This window comes from Microcoleus sp. CAWBG27 (genome assembly GCF_020883145.1).
Taxonomy (GTDB): Bacteria; Cyanobacteriota; Cyanobacteriia; order Cyanobacteriales; family Microcoleaceae; genus Microcoleus.
In genome coordinates this window covers 17,949-36,029 of the sequence record NZ_JAHREU010000044.1, presented here as the reverse complement: position 1 = coordinate 36,029, position 18,081 = coordinate 17,949, and the positions used below count along the sequence as shown (strand labels likewise).

At 46.3% G+C, this 18,081-nt stretch carries 11 protein-coding genes and 1 CRISPR repeat array; of the genes, 3 read left to right on the top strand and 8 right to left on the bottom strand.

The window, feature by feature from the left end:
- Positions 1-169: 169 nt before the first annotated feature.
- Complete coding sequence (locus QZ938_RS21750) at positions 170-730, bottom strand: Uma2 family endonuclease (protein ID WP_293353220.1); 561 nt, start codon at positions 728-730, stop codon at positions 170-172.
- 274 nt (positions 731-1,004) lie between these two features.
- A complete protein-coding gene (locus tag QZ938_RS21745; protein WP_293353218.1) occupies positions 1,005-2,306 on the bottom strand; it encodes a valine--pyruvate transaminase in 1,302 nt (433 codons plus the stop codon).
- A 429-nt stretch (positions 2,307-2,735) separates the two neighbouring features.
- A CRISPR array of direct repeats spans positions 2,736-4,663; the repeat unit is 37 nt; unit sequence GCCGGAAAACCCATAAATCCCTATCAGGGATTGAAAC.
- A gap of 103 nt (positions 4,664-4,766) precedes the next feature.
- Between QZ938_RS21745 and QZ938_RS21740 the strand changes: the two genes are divergently transcribed.
- Positions 4,767-5,600, top strand: coding sequence for a Tab2/Atab2 family RNA-binding protein (locus tag QZ938_RS21740; RefSeq protein ID WP_293353216.1), 834 nt, complete (start codon positions 4,767-4,769; stop codon positions 5,598-5,600).
- Positions 5,601-6,284: 684 nt separating this feature from the next.
- Here the strand turns inward: QZ938_RS21740 and QZ938_RS21735 are convergent.
- Entirely contained in the window at positions 6,285-6,491 is a 207-nt protein-coding gene (locus QZ938_RS21735; RefSeq protein WP_293149903.1) for a hypothetical protein, read from the bottom strand.
- 207 nt (positions 6,492-6,698) lie between these two features.
- On the opposite strand from QZ938_RS21735, the gene QZ938_RS21730 reads away from it, so the two are divergent.
- Complete coding sequence (locus QZ938_RS21730; protein ID WP_293353214.1) at positions 6,699-7,571, top strand: S-methyl-5'-thioadenosine phosphorylase; 873 nt, start codon at positions 6,699-6,701, stop codon at positions 7,569-7,571.
- A gap of 108 nt (positions 7,572-7,679) precedes the next feature.
- Here the strand turns inward: QZ938_RS21730 and QZ938_RS21725 are convergent, their stop codons facing one another.
- A complete protein-coding gene (locus QZ938_RS21725; protein WP_293353212.1) occupies positions 7,680-8,906 on the bottom strand; it encodes a tetratricopeptide repeat protein in 1,227 nt (408 codons plus the stop codon).
- Positions 8,907-8,982: 76 nt separating this feature from the next.
- Between QZ938_RS21725 and QZ938_RS21720 the strand changes: the two genes are divergently transcribed.
- Positions 8,983-9,474 (top strand): WbuC family cupin fold metalloprotein, encoded by a 492-nt coding sequence (locus QZ938_RS21720; RefSeq protein WP_293353210.1) that lies wholly within the window; start codon positions 8,983-8,985, stop codon positions 9,472-9,474.
- A gap of 260 nt (positions 9,475-9,734) precedes the next feature.
- On the opposite strand, the gene QZ938_RS21715 is transcribed toward QZ938_RS21720, so the two are convergent.
- From QZ938_RS21715 to QZ938_RS21700, 4 genes are all read right to left on the bottom strand, one after another.
- Complete coding sequence (locus QZ938_RS21715) at positions 9,735-10,223, bottom strand: hypothetical protein (RefSeq protein ID WP_293353208.1); 489 nt, start codon at positions 10,221-10,223, stop codon at positions 9,735-9,737.
- Between the two features lie 260 nt (positions 10,224-10,483).
- A complete protein-coding gene (locus QZ938_RS21710; protein ID WP_293353206.1) occupies positions 10,484-12,271 on the bottom strand; it encodes a PAS domain-containing sensor histidine kinase in 1,788 nt (595 codons plus the stop codon).
- Between the two features lie 546 nt (positions 12,272-12,817).
- On the bottom strand, positions 12,818-15,895 hold the full coding sequence (locus QZ938_RS21705) for an MASE1 domain-containing protein (RefSeq protein WP_293353204.1): 3,078 nt from the start codon (positions 15,893-15,895) through the stop codon (positions 12,818-12,820).
- A gap of 348 nt (positions 15,896-16,243) precedes the next feature.
- A complete protein-coding gene (locus tag QZ938_RS21700; RefSeq protein WP_293353202.1) occupies positions 16,244-17,875 on the bottom strand; it encodes a serine/threonine-protein kinase in 1,632 nt (543 codons plus the stop codon).
- Positions 17,876-18,081 lie beyond the last annotated feature (206 nt).

The window sequence follows — 18,081 nt, the reverse complement described above, 5'->3', positions numbered from 1 at the left end:
GCGAGCGTCCCCGCTCGCGTATTGTACAATACGCGAGCGGGGACGCTCGCACTATATAATTCCGATACTACCGGATTGGATATCATTTGTACATTTCTTACTCCCTCCCCTTAATAAGGGGAGGGTTGGGGTGGGGTAAAAAACTTTACGACTCCTGAAAAAACCGCAACTATCCGAGTATGAAATCGATATTGACTTCCCAATCAGGAAATGCTAGAGGCGAAACTTGTTGACCGCGCCAAAACTTTTGGATTAAACTGTAACCGTTGGGTGTGGGCTGGCGGTATACTTCCAAGCATTGTGCTTCTAAATCTACCAGCCAAACCTCTGCAATTTGCGATCGCGCGTAAATGGGAACTTTCACATCTCGATCGTAATCCACCGTACTGTCAGAGACTTCTATCAACAGCAAAACTTCTGATGGTGTAGGATGTGCCGTTGAATAGTAATCAGCACGGGGTTGTAGGAATACTACATCAGGTTGAGGTTCAGTGCGATCGCTCAACTGAACAGGATTTTGGATAGCAACAATCGCTCTTGTTTCGGGAATTTCAGCCGAGAGTCTGTTGAGGCGGTTGACACATCCGGCGTGGCGAGTTCCAATGGCTGCCATTTGTACAAGTTCTCCTTCAATCAATTCTACGCGATCGCCCTGGGAAAAAATACCAGCTTTACCCATTAAATGATATTCTTCCACAGTGAGTAATCTTTTGATTAATTGCACTGCCATAACTACCGTGCCTCTAATTATATTGATTACATTCTAGTCGATCGAAGAGGGAAGAGTGAAGAAGGAAGAAGGAAGAAGGAAGAAGGAAGAAGGAAGAAGGAAGAAGGAAGAAGGAAGAAGGCGCTTCTGGTTCAATATCAAATCTACTTTTCATCATCCTGTATTAATCTCTCTTTTCTTTCTTCTCTCTCTGTGTCCTCTGCGCCCTCTGTGGTTAAATCATTCCGATTCAAAAGGTTCGTAGTGCGGACTTCAGTCCGCTAATAAAAACAAATTAAGATTGATAAACCTTTTCCACCAGTTGAGCCAAACGTTTCATTGCAGTTTCAATTTCATCATTTGTCGCAGTCAAACTAATCCGCAAACACTCGTGCTTGTGCTGCCAATCTTCCCGCAAACCCGGGAAGAAAGAACTTCCCGGCACAACTATTACGCCGACTTTTTTCAATTCTTGATACATTTCCCAATCAGTCATTGGCAAATCTTTGAGCCACAACCAGGCAAAGATTGCTCCTTCACCTCGGTGCAAGAACCAGGGCAAATCCTTCGGCATTGCGTGTTCTAAGGTGCTTTCAACAACTGCAAATTTGCTTTGATAGTACGGGCGAATTACGTTGAGAGAAATGTCGGCTAGGGCGCCGGACTTAATGGCCCTAGTTGCGATCGCCTGTCCGTATCTCGGCGAGTGAATGCACATATTGGTCTGAAAAGATTCTAAGGTTTTAATGATGCCTTCATCGCCGATCGCAATTCCGATTCTTTCACCCGGTAATCCGGCCTTCGACAAACTCATGCAGTGGACGATATTGCCGCCGAAAATCGGCTTCATTTCAGTAAAGTTCAAGGCGGGGAAAGGAGGCCCGTAGGCGGAATCGACTAACACCGGCACGTCGAAAGCGGCTGCTAAATCTGCTATTTTCTGCACTTCGTCGTCGGTGAGGACGTTTCCCGTGGGGTTGCAGGGACGGGAAAAGATGACGCAACCGCTGGTTTCATCGATCGAAAGTTGACTGAAATCCGGGCGATATTTGAATCTGTGGGCGGCTGCATCAATATCTAGGGTGGGTTTGCAGGCGATGACTGCTTCGGGAATTAGGCTCACGCCGCCGTAACCGGTGTAGTCTGGACTTAACGGAAGGACGATCGACTTTAGGTTGCGGATTTGAGATTTCGGATCGGAAGTGTCGGCGACTGGTGCGGTGTAGCCTCCGAAAGCGTTGGCTGCGTAGAAGTAGATTGATTGGCTTCCCGGAGTAATTAGGATGTTGCGATCGGTCAAACTGAGGTTGTAACGCTGGTTAAAATCGGCCAATACTGCATCGATAAACGGCTGATAACCTTGGCTGGAACCGTAGCGACAAACGACTTCGCCGTATTCGGGGCTCGATAAAAGTTCCGCTGTGCAATCGCGCCACAACTGCTCGACTTCCGGCAATATCACGGGATTTCCGGCGCTTAAGTTGATAAATTCCTGCCCGTGGCCGGCCCTGAGTGTTTCAATAATATCTTTCATAATTGCCCGAACTCCTGTGAGTTGGGACATTTGAGTGCCAAATTGTGTGAGGGCAGGGTTCATGATGCGGTGAGGATGATAGAGGTTGATGGTTTATTTATGATAGCTTTTGTGCGATCGGTGTCAGGATAGGATTGATGCTGTTGGTTCGATCGGGCGATCGGGTATTTCTGTCAAAAGAGAGGAAGGAGGCGATCGCAGGATCTGTTTTTGAGCAAGGGCTACATAAATAAGTTCGGAAAATGCGTCTGTTGGTGGGTGTAAAAATCGAGGGGTTAAATTTTGGGGCTGTAATCCAACTGCTGTCAGGGTTTGATGCTTCTGGCGGTCAAGAAAGTCAGACGCAAATGCTGAACCCTTGATTGGATAAGAGTTTCAAGGCACAAGTCAAAATTTGGGTATTGACACCTGGAGGCTGAAATGATATTTTTGTTCTATCAGACGCAAACGAACCTTGAAAACCAAATACAGCAAGGGTTTAAAACACCCGCGGCCGGAAAACCCATAAATCCCTATCAGGGATTGAAACTGGATAGCAGTTTGCTAGCATTATACGAAGCTCCGTAGCCGGAAAACCCATAAATCCCTATCAGGGATTGAAACCAGATCCGCATCCTTGTAATCAATCTGCATTTGGCCGGAAAACCCATAAATCCCTATCAGGGATTGAAACAAATTAGTCAAAGATGCTAGGGGCTTGACATCGCTAATGCCGGAAAACCCATAAATCCCTATCAGGGATTGAAACTAGGCGATCGTAAATTGATTTGGGTACTTTCGATGCGCCGGAAAACCCATAAATCCCTATCAGGGATTGAAACGCTGCAATGTGTCGGGCAATTGCTTCAATGAGTTGCCGGAAAACCCATAAATCCCTATCAGGGATTGAAACAATTGCGGCAATTTGAAGGTTGGTAATCCCCTCAATCGCCGGAAAACCCATAAATCCCTATCAGGGATTGAAACCCGTTCCGGCATCTGGCGGCCGCCAAAATTATTCGGCCGGAAAACCCATAAATCCCTATCAGGGATTGAAACAACCCGAACCGCGACATATTTCTGGATATGGTGGAAAGCCGGAAAACCCATAAATCCCTATCAGGGATTGAAACGGATCGACTCCACTTCAGTTTCGTCTAACCAACCGAGTGCCGGAAAACCCATAAATCCCTATCAGGGATTGAAACGCGGATGAATATGAAACAGCCGCGCTGATACCGAGCCGGAAAACCCATAAATCCCTATCAGGGATTGAAACCTTGGTAAGCCTTCCACCCCAAAAATGCGGCGATTTCGCCGGAAAACCCATAAATCCCTATCAGGGATTGAAACCCGAATACTCCGATCTCGCCGTGCGGGCGATATCGCCGGAAAACCCATAAATCCCTATCAGGGATTGAAACCTTCGAGCTCGGCTGGCTTGCCATCCCTCAGGAAGGATATCGCGCCGGAAAACCCATAAATCCCTATCAGGGATTGAAACACCGCCTAATAGTGTGTTTGTTGATTCTTCTCGCGGGGCCGGAAAACCCATAAATCCCTATCAGGGATTGAAACTAATTGGTTGGTATTGCGCCCGTACTGAGTGCAAGCCGGAAAACCCATAAATCCCTATCAGGGATTGAAACTTGAATTATCTAGGCTTCAAAGGAGAGCAGCAGGCCGGAAAACCCATAAATCCCTATCAGGGATTGAAACCGGGAATACTTGCAATTGCTGAATTCCCCTGATGCCGGAAAACCCATAAATCCCTATCAGGGATTGAAACGCAGGAATTGAGCCTGATTTCAGCATCAGAAGTGCCGGAAAACCCATAAATCCCTATCAGGGATTGAAACTTTAAAAAAAGAACAATTAAAGGATGAAATTTTAAAGCCGGAAAACCCATAAATCCCTATCAGGGATTGAAACGGGGGGTGGAGTCGAACCACCAGAAAATCGGCTTAGCCGGAAAACCCATAAATCCCTATCAGGGATTGAAACATTATCATTGATTCGCTTTCCCACGCTTGGTTCAGCGAGCCGGAAAACCCATAAATCCCTATCAGGGATTGAAACACAACCATGAAATATTTTGACTTATCCCAAAGAATGCCGGAAAACCCATAAATCCCTATCAGGGATTGAAACTGTGGATTTATCTTTTCGCGCGATCGGGTAGTAGAGCCGGAAAACCCATAAATCCCTATCAGGGATTGAAACCCTACTGCCCCGGCATTATTGCTAGTCCATGCAGTGCCGGAAAACCCATAAATCCCTATCAGGGATTGAAACTCGGTTTGCGCTCCCGGTGTCCCAGCCGCCCCCGAGCCGGAAAACCCATAAATCCCTATCAGGGATTGAAACATAGAGAATTCTTTCATCCTCCGAACATTCGCCCCAGCCGGAAAACCCATAAATCCCTGTCTAGGGATTGAAACGACGGTAAAACCTAAGCCCCCGCCAGAAAACCGCAAAATCCCGATCGCCAATCCAAATCAGATTAAAATAATCGAGTCAACTTGACTTGATTTTTTAATTCCCATGCGTATTTGGCAAGCCGATTTCTACCGCCGCCCTCTCCGAGACGAAACCGGCAAACCATTGTGGGAACTCCTCATCTGCGACTCGACACAAACATTTCAATTTAGCGCCCTTTGCCGGCAGTCGGAAGCCAACTCCAATTGGCTAGCCGCCCAATTCCAGCAAGTTCAAAACCAGAAATTGCCCGACACAATCCAAGTATTTAGACCTCAGTCTCTCAGTTTAATCGAAGCAGCGGGCAAAGTTTTGGGCGTCAAAGTAGAAGCAACTCGGCGCACCGCCGCCCTCAAAACCCTGCTGCAACAACGCGCCCAAGAATATTCCAGTCTGCCTAATTATACTAATGAAGCTTATCGGGCGATCGACCTAGAAACACCTCCACCAATTCCCCTACCCGAAAATCTCTGGGGCGATCGCTGGCGTTTTGCATCCCTACCCGCCGGCGACATCCTAGAAGCTTTCCAAGGGCGTCCCATCCCCATCTTAGAAATGCCCGAATTGCTATTACCCCTGAACTTGGGTTTAGCCTCAACAGTACCCGTCCCCGGAGTCGTAATTGACGGCGGGCGACAGTCAATGCGCCTAGCTAGATGGATTCAGGAAGCCAAACCCTTCGCCTTGAACTATATCGCCGGAGCTCCCGACGGATTGATATTGGAAGCTGGATTAGCCGATAGATGGGTTGTCGCCACCTTTGAAGATAGCGAAGTAAAAGCCGCCGCCGAAACTTACCAACAGCGCAAACAATCGAGTAAAGGATTGCATTTCCTCTTAGTCCAGCCAGATGATAGCGGCATGACTTATACAGGCTTTTGGCTGCTAAATTTTAATTAATAATACCAATCCTAAATCTGTAGGGAAACGGCATTGCCTTTCGCAGTGTCAATTTAAGGTTGAAACCCTAAGAGATCTCGTTTATCCCTGAGTCTAGATCCCCCTAAATCCCCCTTAAGAAGGGGGACTTTGAGTGTTTCTCATCCCCCTTCTTAAGGAAAGATACGATTGCTAGATTTGATGAATCTCCTTTTAGGGACTTTGAGTGCTTCTTGTCCCCCCCTTTTTAAGGGGGGCTAGGGGGGATCTAGCCTTAATCGTTAGACAGAAGACTCGCAGTACAGTTTACCAAATAATCGTAGGGTGTGTCGCCACCCAAAATCCCTAACTACCTACCGACAATCAAGAGAGCGACGCACCCGATCGCAATGAGAGGTTGTTTCCTCAAATCTTGTCGGTGCGTCGCTACGAGATTTTGAATCTTTTTTAGGGATTATTCATGGCGACACACCCTACAAACACTTTTGGCTGCTGAATTTTAACTTGTAATAGTTAATGCCGAATCCTGGACATCCGCAGCCAGTCAGACTGTAAAAAAAAACGATCGCCCTTTCTAGCTGCGGACAAATGAAACTATCGGAGATTATCTTATTTTTTGTTTCAAAATTCGATCGCCAAAATCAGATTATGACCCGCAACAAGAGCAACCAGATACAGACTGAAGCATCCTGTTTAAAAGTCTATCTATTCCACAACCAGAATCAATCCATCTTGGATGCCCTGATGCACTCGGTTAATCTGACACCGATCCTTTTCGTTGAGACGGTTTGTCGAAAGCATTGCAGACTTCAGCAGCCGCCTGTCGAGAGGCGTAATTTGGCGGAAAGCAAAGATTCGTTGGACGATCGCCTCGATCGCGATTTTAGGTACGCTAGCAGAACTGACTGTCATTTTTTTAACACCCTGAAAATAGATAACAGAACCCTGTACCTTTATTTTTAAAGATTTTGTAAAGATACATTGTGATTAAGATCATACATATCTTGTGACAAAACAGTGTATAAACGATTGCAATCGCTATAAAAATTAAATTATTTTAACGCAAACTTAACAATAGCTCGATAGAATCAATGTTGTAAAACTGAGGCAGAGAGTAAAATGGCACAGGCAAAAATCGGCATTATCGGCGGCAGCGGTTTGTATAAAATGGAGGCCCTCAAGGATGTTGAAGAGGTAAAAATTGATACACCTTTTGGCGCGCCATCTGATGCAGCCATTGTGGGAACCTTAGACGGTACGCCCGTTGCATTTATGGCCAGACACGGCCGCAATCACACTTATTTGCCCTCGGAAGTGCCGTATCGGGCAAATATTTATGCCATGAAGAGTCTGGGAGTGGAGTATTTAATCTCAGCTTCGGCGGTTGGTTCCCTAAAAACAGAGGCCAAACCTTTAGATATGGTAGTGCCAGATCAGTTTATCGATCGCACAAAAAATCGAGCTTCTACATTTTTCGGAGAAGGAATAGTCGGTCACATCACATTCGGCGAGCCGATTTGTGGCGAATTGGCTAAAGTGTTAGTAAGTGCGATCGAATCCTTAAACCTCGCCGACGTTTCCCTGCATCGCGGCGGCACCTACGTCTGCATGGAAGGCCCCGCATTTTCCACCAAAGCAGAATCAAATCTTTACCGCAGTTGGGATGCGACAGTCATCGGGATGACAAATTTGCCGGAAGCAAAATTAGCCAGAGAAGCAGAGATTGCCTACGCAACTTTAGCATTAGTTACCGATTATGACTGCTGGCATGAAGAACACGATAGCGTAACTGTAGAAATGGTAATCGCTAACTTGCACCGCAATGCCGAAAATGCCCAAAAAGTAATTCAAGAAACAGTCCGCAGACTAACAGAAAATCCCCCCGTTTCTGACGCACATTCCGCTTTGAAATATGCAATTCTGACTCCACTAGACAAAGTACCTCCCGCAACTAAGGAGAAAATGGGTTTGCTATTGCAGAAATATTTGTAGTTGCAATCTAATTAGTCCTAGACACAAGTTGAGGTACGTTGTTGCGCTTGGGCGCCGGATTTAGCGCCCAAGCGCAACAACGTACCTTTTTTTAGACAATTACAATTATTAACCGATCAACTGCTTAAAGGCATCATGTTCGCGAATATTCTCTAAATCAGCTTCAGTTTTTGCCAACTCTTTACACAAATTCGGATTGAGATTCAGGGCGCGCTTTAAATTTTCAATTGCTAAATCTATTTTACCTTGGAGCGCATAACATCGGGATTTATTGTACCATATTCTGTAAAAGTCAGGTCGAATTTTAGCAGCATTGTCGTAGGACTCGATCGCCGCTTCGTACTTTTGCAATTTGGACAGTGCCACGCCTCGATTGTTCCAAGCGTCAGTATAATCTTTTTTGACTTGTAGAGCTTGATTGTACGAAATTACTGCTTGTTCGTACTCCTGCATTTTGGAAAAGGCAACGCCTCGGTTGTTCCAAGCGTCGGCGTAATCGGGTTTAGCTTGGATGGCTTGTTCGTAACAGCCGATCGCCTCCGGGTACTTCTGCAACTCCAACAATACCACACCTCGGTTGTTCCAAGCGTCGGGATAGGTCGGGCGAATTGTGGTAGCTTGTTCGTAGGATGCGATCGCCTCTGGATACCGCTGCATTCGAGTCAGCACAACTCCCCGATTGTTCCAAGTATCGGCTAAATCCGGCTGAATTTGCAGTGCTTGATTGTAAGCTGCGATCGCATCTTCATAGCGGTTTTCAAAGAAACAAGCATCTCCCTGTTTTGAATAGTCTGCCGCCGTCAATAACTGTTGATAATTGCCGTAGTTAACCGGAGCAAATTCTTGAATTTGAGCATCCGGGAATAACAAATCTGTGTCTGCATCGGCTGGGTGACTTTGGTGTTGAATTTCACCTAAGATACTTTCAGCATCGGAAATTAATAGTTTTAATTGAGAGATGGTATCGTAGTGGAGACTTTCGATTTCTTGGCGAGCAATTGTTGTCTGCTTGGACAATTTGCCCAACAAAAACCAAACAATGACTCCGGCTGCTGTCGGAAACAAAGTTAAGGCAATTACCAACCCATTCAGCAGCAGGCCCGTGCGCCCAAAAGCAATGTCCACTTCTTCTTGAACTCGATCGCGAATTTCGTCTTTGAGTTGCTGCTGGGGCAATTCCTGCTGAATTAAAAGTCCCCCAGCCCTCGCTTGGGATGCAGAAACGGTACTGGCGCAGAGTAAAATAGTCAAAAGGGCGATCGGGCTAAGAGTTGTTCTAAAAATACTTGACAAACGCATTGCCTTAGTGATACGCACCTGATTTGCGATTTTCATATGTCAAGAAATGCTGGTAAAGATGATCTCAGCCTAGCCGATTTGTTCAAAAACTATTAAATACAGGATATCTGTTGTGCAGCCTTCTCCGATTAAGTGTTTGACGCAAGAATTGCTAGACGAAGTTGCAGCTTCGTCTCGCAGCAATCCCCGCGGGCGACAAAACTACAATTTCCACGATTTGTCAGAAAAGGTGCAGCGGTTTGTCAACGTGCTGCAAATGGGTACTTACGTGCGCCCTCACCGGCACCTGCGCGCCCCGGAAGTTAACGGTTTTGAGTTTTTTGTGGTGATTCAAGGAGAAGTGGGTATTCTGATTTTGAACGAAAACGGTCAAATTTTGCGATCGTTCCGAGTTAGCGCGATCGGGCCAACTCGGGCTGTGGAACTTCCAGAGGGCACTATTCACACGTTGGTAGCTTTGGCTGCGGATACTGTGATTTTGGAGTTCAAGGAAGGGCCCTATGAGGTGGCGGCGGATAAAGACTTTTTGCCCGATTTTCCGGCTGAGGGTACTGAGGCGGCGCGAAAATTAGTCGGGATTTGGGAAGCGGAATTTAAAAGTTGACAGTTGACAGTTGACAGTTGACAGTTGACAGTTGACAGTTGACAGTTGACAGTTGTAGGGGCAGTGGATGGTGCGGGCCTGCCCTCTTAGTTGACAGTTGACAGTTGACAGTTGACAGTTGATAGTTGGCGAACAAATGACTAATGATATCACGTCCGGTCGATTACCATAACAAAAACCGTTCGTAGTGTGGACTTTAGTCCGCAACATACTGCGGACTAAAGTCCACACTACGAACCTTACTTATTGCCGACTGCTTATTAATAACTAATGAATCTAATTGTTGTCATCCGATTGTATAAATCTGGGGCGGTGCGAATGATTTTTCTGAGAAGTTCATCTGTTACCCAAAAGATGATGGGAAAGGAAAATTTTTTACTGAACTCGCTGCATACTAGGTTGGTAGAACTTAGCAATCGATCGATCGGCTCTACCGACTCCAAACCGAGGATCATTAAAGCTGGAGGCTTTGCACCGTCTACTTCTGCTGCGATTGTCGCGTAGAGAGATGTCGCCGATTTTGGCACAAACAGTTGCTGCGGTTTCTGGGTGCAAGTTGCTTGGAGGCGATCGACTATTTGCTGCCGCAAAGCCAGGGAGTTGCAGTGGACTAAAACGAAAGAAAAGTAACCTTGAGAAAGACGGATAGCCCGAACTAAAGTTGAGAACGACCGCTCGTTATATTTGGCTGAGTCGTACCTCGCTGGATCGTTTTGATCTGTATTTTCTGAGCTGTTCTCGGCAAACATAAATAGCAGTTCTGTTCTCTAGTTTTAGGGATTTTCTATATTAAATGATGTTTATAAATAAAATATGAAGATCGATCAAAAAAAATTGGAAAATATGCCGGCGATTGTACCACTGTTTGAAATTAACATCAATAGTGCGATCGACAGATTTTTCTGCACCCGAGCTAAACGGATATAATACAATCAAACCCAGCAATGAAATGTAGTTAAGAATACAAAAAGATTATCCGCGCTCCAATGTAGTTAAGAATACAAAAAAATTATCGGCTATTTTCAGCTAGGGGCAAAGTAAACCAAAAAATTGCCCCTGTACCGTGACTGCTAATTACCCCAATTTGCCCGCCGTGAGCGCCAATAATTTGCCTGCACAGGTATAAGCCCAAACCCAAACCGACGGAGTGTCTGGATTGATTGCCCCTAACGTAAAGGTCAAAAAGATGTTCGCACTGTTCCGGCAATATTCCCACTCCGTCATCTTCAACGCTACAGTAAATCATACTATTTGGGTAATTGGCAATTGGAAATTGGGAATTGGGAGTTGGTAATTTTTCTCTTGTTTGTTTAGTTGAAATTAAATTTATTGTATTTTCTGGTGAACTAATTAGTTGAGCTGAAATTTTTAATTTTAGTCCGGGTCGATTGTGTTTCAAAGCATTGGAAATTAAATTAGAAAAAACGCGCCACAACTGAGTATAGTCAGCATTCACTGCTGGCAAATCATCTGGCACTAAATTTGTAAAAGTAGCTTGAGCATCATTGATTAAAGGCTCCAAATCTGCCGCCGCAGCTTTGACTAGCGCTCTCAAATCTACCGCATTGCAGTGCAGAACTAAACCGCGCAATTCCCCAGCATGAACTTCCAAAAGCGAATTTATTAACCGCAACTGCTGCTCGCTACCTTGAATCATCCGCTCCAAAACAGAACGGGGAATTGCGATCGAATTCCCCGTTTTTGTCTGCCAATTTTTCAGCACCATTAACATTCCCGCTACCGGATTTCGCAAGTCGTGTGAAAGAGCATGAATAAACAGCCGCTGCGATTCTTGGGCCTGTTTGCGCTGCGTGATATCCTCAATTAAACCCTCATAATAAAGCACGGAGCCGCTGCTATCCCGTACCACCCGCGCTTTTTCGGAGATCCAGACAATACTGCCGTCTGAGCGATAAATTTGCGACTCAAAATCCGATACTGTGTTGCTTTCCTCGATCGATCGCAAAAACTGATTTCTGCGTGCCGGATCGACATACAACTGTCGCTCAATATCAGTAAACTTTGCCGTCACTTCTTCCGGGGAATCGCAGCCGTAAATCCGCGCCAAAGCTGGATTAGCCGTAATGTAGCGCCCCTCGGGAGTGCTTTGAAAAATTCCCTCGCCCGCATTCTCAAAAATGCTGCGGTACTTCGCCTCAGCCACTTCCAACTGCTGGTAAGCTGATTGCAACTCGCGCCTGGTACTAAACTCTTTCCGTTGCAGGCATTCGTACCAATAAACCGACAAATCGCAGATCAAACAAAACCAAAACAAATATAAGTAAAACCCGCTCAGCCGAAAAGCAGTATATTTCGCAAAACTTAGATTTAAAATTAAATTTATGCCAACGTGGCAGAACAAAACGCCGAGCTGAGAAATGAGGTGAAGGCGCCAGCGGACGGGCATCAGTGTCGCTTGGGTGAGAAACGCTAAACTCCAAGTTAAAAGTGGTAAGTCTCCGATTTTTGCTGCGGCCAATCCAAGCTGTACAACGACTGTTAACGACCAGGAAAAACCTAAAAATAGTAAACCGGGATAGCGTTGTCCGATCGAGGTTTTTTGCAACACCAAACAAGTCAGCAAGCCAAATTGTACAGCAGCGCTAGTGTACAAATAAACAATTTTAAATTCCCGGGGAGCGAAGATTGCTTCGCCCAGAAGATAGACAATTATTGTGAAGGCAAAAAAGATGGCAATTCGGACAGCAGGGCTCAGCCGATCTCGCAGGAAGCGATCGCGCCACACCTCGTAAACCGTTAACGCCTGAACTGATTTTTCATGGCCAGGATAGAACATATAGCCTTTCTCACTAACATGAGGTACGAATAGGGCATGGGGCATAGGGCATAGGGCATGGGGCATAGGGCATAGGGCATAGGGCATAGGGCATAGGTATTGCCCGCATACCTCACTTTTTTTGAGAATCGCTGTAGGATTTTGGATTTTGGATTTTGGATTGAAGCATTGAAGATTTGAAGATTTAAGACTGAATAATTGAAGATTGAATAATTGGGTTAATAGCGATTGTCTGAGTTGAATTTGCCCTCAAACGGATACAAGCGCCCGACTGTTGTCGTGTCAAAATTTTAGACTCAGAGTTAAACCTCCCATACCAATTTAAGGGCTCGCACTTGGGCTAAGGTACGTAGTTGCGCTTCAGCGCTCTTTCCCAATATTTGTAAAGAGCGCCCAAGCGCAACTACGTACCTAATTTGTCTGACGACAATAAAACCGCCCTGCTTATCAAGGGGGGGTGCCAGGGCGATCGAGATATGTGCAGCCTCATCAAAAATTGGTACCACATTCATCTGTGAAGTAAATCTCAAATCTCAAATCTCAAATCTAAAATCGACTGACAGTCGGTAGCGTAAACCAGAAAGTCGAGCCACCTCCGGGGGTGCTTTCGACGCCGATGAAGCCGCCGTGAGCTTTGATAATTTGCTTGGAGAGGTAAAGCCCCAAACCCAGCCCTGTTAATTGTCGGCTATTGGGGTCTTGAACGTAAAGTTCAAACAGAGATTCCCGCTGTCTAGCGCTGATTCCCACTCCATTGTCTGTTACAGTGCAGCGAACCATTTTTACGGTAACATCCGGCAATTTGCTGCTGTTATTGCCAAGTTGACCCTGATAGCGGGGCAGTTGGCAACTGCCATCGAGGTGAAATTTGGCCCGGGTTTCTTGATTTTTTGGGGTGTCGAACATCCCCGTGCGATCGCCCGCAGCAGATGACAGGTTAGGGATACAGCGGGCGACGAAATTATTTCGGGACGTGAAAACCTGTGTATTTTCTGCAAAAATTAGTGCTTTTTCTACTTCAATTACCTCGGCTTTAAAAGTTATATTGACTCCCGGATGATTGTGCTTGATAGCATTGGTTAGGAGATTTTCTAGAACTCGCTGCAAGTGTTTGCTGTCGGCATTGACTTGTGGCAAATCTGCGGGTATTTCCAAAGTAAAAGTTGCTTGATTTTTTGCCAGCATTGGTTCTAAATCAGCAACAATTGCGGAAGTTAAAGACTGCAAATGCAGCGGTACTGTATTTAGGACAATACCTTGAACTTCGCTAGCGTGAGCGTCGAGTAAGGCATTAACCATTCTCAACTGGTGTTCGCTAGCTTCAACGATCCGCTTCAAGATCGATCGCGAAACCGCAATATGCTCTAGAGAGTCAGAGGCCGATTTGTTGAGCAAATTTTTCAGCAGGATTAACATTCCCATAACTGGAGTGCGGAGATTGTGAGAAACTGCGTGCAAAAATAAATCTTTCAGGCGATTGCTTTCTTGCAGTTCGTGCATTTTTTGCTGCAATTGGCGGGTGCGTTCCTCCACTTGAGATTCCAAGTTGGCATTGAGATCTTTTACTTGCTGCAAAAGTTTGGCTTGCTGGAGGGCGATCGCGACTTGGGTAGCCAGTTTTTCTAACAAATCAATTTCAAATTCTTGCCACTGGCGGGGCCCAGAACACTGGTTGACGGCCAAAATCCCGAACAATTGTTCCCCCAGAAAGATCGGCACACTTAAGGTCGCCCGAATTTGATAGTCGCTGTACAATTTGGCAATGATGTTGCTGACTTGCACCGTAGCAGTATCGGAGACAACTCGAATGAGGTTGTTAGCATAAAAAGCTTTCTGCTTTTCGATAAAACTTTCGTCAGCGAGCACCCATCCGAGAAGAGAAGGACATTCCACAGCGACAGACTCAGCAACAACTTTACCGCGCACCGGGCTGGCCAAATTTGCCCCGCCTCCGTCCATAATACCGATGAACACCCGGTCTGCCTTGAAAAATTGCCGGACTTCGGCAACAGTAGTGTTGAGAATTGCTTCGAGATCGAGGGAGTGGCGAATTCTCAGGGCCATTTCTGAGAGCAACCGATCGCGCTCCGAGGATGTTCGCAAAGCAGCTTCTGTGCGGTGGCGATCCGTAACGTCTTGGACTGTGGCGGCGATGACATTAGAATTAATTGCCGACTGTTCGCAGACAGTGCGCTCAGAGCCGTCGGCTAGTAAAATTCGGTAGTTAATGCAATAGGATTTGCGCTCAAATATCGCTTGACATTGCGATCGCGCCACCAATTCTCTATCATCTGGATGTACCGCCTGCAAAAAAACTTCTGGTGTTGGTTTCACAGTTCCCGGAGCCAAACCCAAGAGGCGATAAAGTTCATCCGACCACCGCAATTCGATATTGGATATATGATGTGCTGCTAATTCTGCACAGTTGGTAGTTGTGGTGACGGCGGCGCAATTTAAATTTAAATCCCAATTACCCAATTGAGCGATGCGCTGAGCGTTAGCTAAACTAGCGTGAGCGTCGCGCAACATGGCCGCGGTTCGGTGTACCTCAACCAGAGCTTGCTGGCGTTCAGCGACAGCAGCAGCCAACATCAGGGCGACAATGGCGATCGTAGCAGTAAAAGCTTGTAAAAATAAAACCGCCTGTTGCAAATTTTCGCTTTTAACCAGAAACGGGCCGGCTCCCTGCACAGCTCCCAAAATTGCGATGCAAGAGACGATCGAATAAGCAAAAATTGCTCCCTGCTGTTGAAACCGCAGGGCAGCCCAAACTATGAGAGGAAAAGGCAAATATTCGAGCGGATAAAGAGCACTCGCCCCCTTTGTTTTACAACAAAAAACCAACCAACTCACGCTCAAAAGCAGAGTAAATAGAATGAGTGCTTCTAAATAATCAGCAATTAAAAATATAATTTTATGGCGAGTTTGGGGTTTATTTGATACGGTTAAATAATGAGCAGTTAACGATTGATAATTAGCAATTGATGATTCATAATTGGCAACTGGCAATTGGCACTTTAGCCAGTTAAACAATGATAAAAAGTCAGTAATAATCGGAGGATTTATGGGAGATTTAAAACTTTTAATAGCGTGGTGTAAAGTCAGCAACACTGGCGTGACAATTAAAATTCCCATGCCGTCTCCGAGCCACGTAGTCCACCAGTTGCGAGAGAAATTGCTCCACTGAGCCCAACCAAAAAAGCACGTACCCAAGTTGCCGAGTGCAGAACCGAGCAAAGTAGACCCGATGACAGCGCCCGCCACCAAACCCAGAACATCTCGCAGTCGATCGAGCTTAGTACAAAATCCGATCCGCGCGAGCACAGCCTCCCCAGCCAGTGCTTGCAGGGTGACGCTAAAAGCGGATGTCACAATCACGGGGGAGGGTATACCCGCGGCGAAGGTAGAGTTTAACAGTACCGAACCGAGGGCAATTCCCGGCCACATCTGTCGCCCTTGTAGCAGCACTGCCGCCAGAGCAATACCTGCGGGTGGCCACACGGGGGAGGCTTCGGCTTTCACCAGTCCCAGTACGGACGCTGCGAGTTTTCCGGTGACAAAGTAGGCCAGGGCCAGGATGCTGGCGTGCAGAAGGGGTCGAGTCCGGCGGTTGAGCAGTTTCATTTTTGTGCGATCGAATCCTCCATTGCTATTTTTTAATTTAGGCGAATTTGGGCGATCGAGCTTCCTCCAGAGGAATCACCTGACTGGGGGAAGGGTTCAACAGTTGACAGTTGACAGTTGACAGTTGACAGTTGGGGGAGAGGTTCAACAGTTGACAGTTGACAGTTGACAGTTGACAGTTGGGGGAGATTGGGAGATTGGGGGAGATTGGGGGAGATTGGGGGAGATTGGGGGAGATTGGGGAGATTAGGAAATATTCCTTCTTCTTTCTTTCTTTCTTTCTTTCCTTCTTCCTTCTTCCTTCTTCCTTCTTCCTTCTTCCTTCTTCCTTCTTCCTTCTTCCTTCAATTAAAATCCAAAACCCCGCTTACCATCGGGCTTAGTAGTCAACCAATTTGTCTTTGCACTTGCGAGTTGTTCCTCAGTAACTGTAGCGTCAGTTAGATTCGCGCCGCACAAATTCGCACCCCGCAAATTCGCCTTACTCAAATAAGCGCCCGTCAAATCAGCACCTCGAAAATCCGCACCTTCAAAATTAGCAGTGCTGCAATAAGCTTCAGTCAAATTTGCCGATCGCAAATTTGCCTTAATTAACCTCGCGTGGCCCAAATTCGCCCCCGACAAATCCGCTGCTTGCAAATTTGCCTTCACCAACCTAGCCTGATAAAAATTTCCCCCCGCCAACTGCGCTTTTGGCAATTGCAAACCCGACAGTTCGCAGTCAGCAAAATCACGTTTACCTTTAAAATATGCCGCTCGCAAGCTGCTACTTTCCCACTTCACAACCGCTTTCGTTACCTTTTGTCCTGCTAAATTGCCATTGGACAAGGCCGCAGTTCCGAAAGTTCTGCCAGACTCAGCCAAAGTCCGGGAAACTCTCGGCTGCATCCCTGTATTTCCCGATTGACTGAAGGAAGTTCTAGTGCGGATGCTTTGCTTCGATCGCAAATCTCGATCGTTTTTCATCTGGGGCGAAGGCAACGAAGTAGCATCACTATTAAATATCGTTGGTTCTTCAACCGTGCGGCCACCTGCGTTGAATTGAGTTGTCAAGCCGTTGCAAAGATCTGCGTCTTCAAATTCGCCATTCAGAGCTTTGACGACATCTCCTGTCGATTGAAAGCGATGGCCGACCATGGGCTTGAGCATTTTCTCAAGAATCCGCGCAAAATTTGGGCTCACCTGAACGTGGGGCTGCCAAACAATTTCGCCAGTTACCGCATCAAAATCTAAATCTTTGGGAGACTTTGCTGTCAGCAAATACAAACAAGTCATGCCCAAGGCGTAGATGTCGCTGGCAAATATCGGCCGCAGCGCCATTTGTTCGGGGGGAGCAAAACTAAACGTACCAACTGAAAATTTCGTGTTGGCGCTTTGGTCGGCGGGGTCTAATAATATTGTTTGGCTAACTTGGTCTTTAACCGCTCCGAAATCAATCAGAACCAAGTGATTGTCTTGAGCGCGGCGAATAATATTTGCGGGTTTAATGTCTCTGTGAATTACTCCTTGGCTGTGGACGTATTGCACTACCGAGAGAATTTCTAATAGAAAATTTTTAACATCTGATTCATTGAAACGCCCTGATTGTTTGACTTCTTGTTTCAAAGTCGATCCTTTAACATACTCTTGAACTAAGTAAAATTGCTGTTCGGTTTCAAAATAATCTAACAGCCTCGGCACTTGCGGGTGGTCGCCGAGTTGACCGAGAGTTTTCGCTTCTCGCTTGAATAATTCCCGCGCCATTTCTAAAACTCGCGGCGACGAACTACTGGGTCGGAGTTGCTTGACCACGCAACTCGGTTGACCAGGCAAAGAGATGTCTTTTGCCAGAAATGTAGCTCCAAAACCTCCTTGTCCTAAAGGTTCAATGACTTGGTAGCGAGCGCGCAGCAATAACCGCGCACCACAGGTCTGACACTGGAGAATAGAGTCAGGAGGGTTTTGAGGATGTGGACAGCCCGGATTTACGCAGTAGCTCATGTTGATTGAGTTTGCCTATATTTTTCTGATTTTGCTCTGGCGATCGCTCGACTGCACAAATTCCCTTAAACCGCATCTGCTAGAAATACAGCTCTATCAGTTGCCGGCGGGTCGTGCATCCGGTTGCGAATTGGAATTGCACCTAAGTCTTTTAGGCCGATATCTTTTCCCTATTTTAATTATCTCGTTGCTGTGAGTTTTTGCGG

What these genes read in the sequence shown, in the direction of transcription:
- QZ938_RS21715 (WP_293353208.1), bottom strand. Translation starts at nt 10,223, where the DNA reads ATGTTTGCCGAGAACAGCTCAGAAAATACAGATCAAAACGATCCAGCG.
- QZ938_RS21730 (WP_293353214.1), top strand. Translation starts at nt 6,699, where the DNA reads ATGGCACAGGCAAAAATCGGCATTATCGGCGGCAGCGGTTTGTATAAA.
- QZ938_RS21735 (WP_293149903.1), bottom strand. Translation starts at nt 6,491, where the DNA reads ATGACAGTCAGTTCTGCTAGCGTACCTAAAATCGCGATCGAGGCGATC.
- QZ938_RS21740 (WP_293353216.1), top strand. Translation starts at nt 4,767, where the DNA reads ATGCGTATTTGGCAAGCCGATTTCTACCGCCGCCCTCTCCGAGACGAA.
- QZ938_RS21700 (WP_293353202.1), bottom strand. Translation starts at nt 17,875, where the DNA reads ATGAGCTACTGCGTAAATCCGGGCTGTCCACATCCTCAAAACCCTCCT.
- QZ938_RS21750 (WP_293353220.1), bottom strand. Translation starts at nt 730, where the DNA reads ATGGCAGTGCAATTAATCAAAAGATTACTCACTGTGGAAGAATATCAT.
- QZ938_RS21725 (WP_293353212.1), bottom strand. Translation starts at nt 8,906, where the DNA reads ATGAAAATCGCAAATCAGGTGCGTATCACTAAGGCAATGCGTTTGTCA.
- QZ938_RS21745 (WP_293353218.1), bottom strand. Translation starts at nt 2,306, where the DNA reads ATGAACCCTGCCCTCACACAATTTGGCACTCAAATGTCCCAACTCACA.
- QZ938_RS21710 (WP_293353206.1), bottom strand. Translation starts at nt 12,271, where the DNA reads ATGTTCTATCCTGGCCATGAAAAATCAGTTCAGGCGTTAACGGTTTAC.
- QZ938_RS21705 (WP_293353204.1), bottom strand. Translation starts at nt 15,895, where the DNA reads ATGAAACTGCTCAACCGCCGGACTCGACCCCTTCTGCACGCCAGCATC.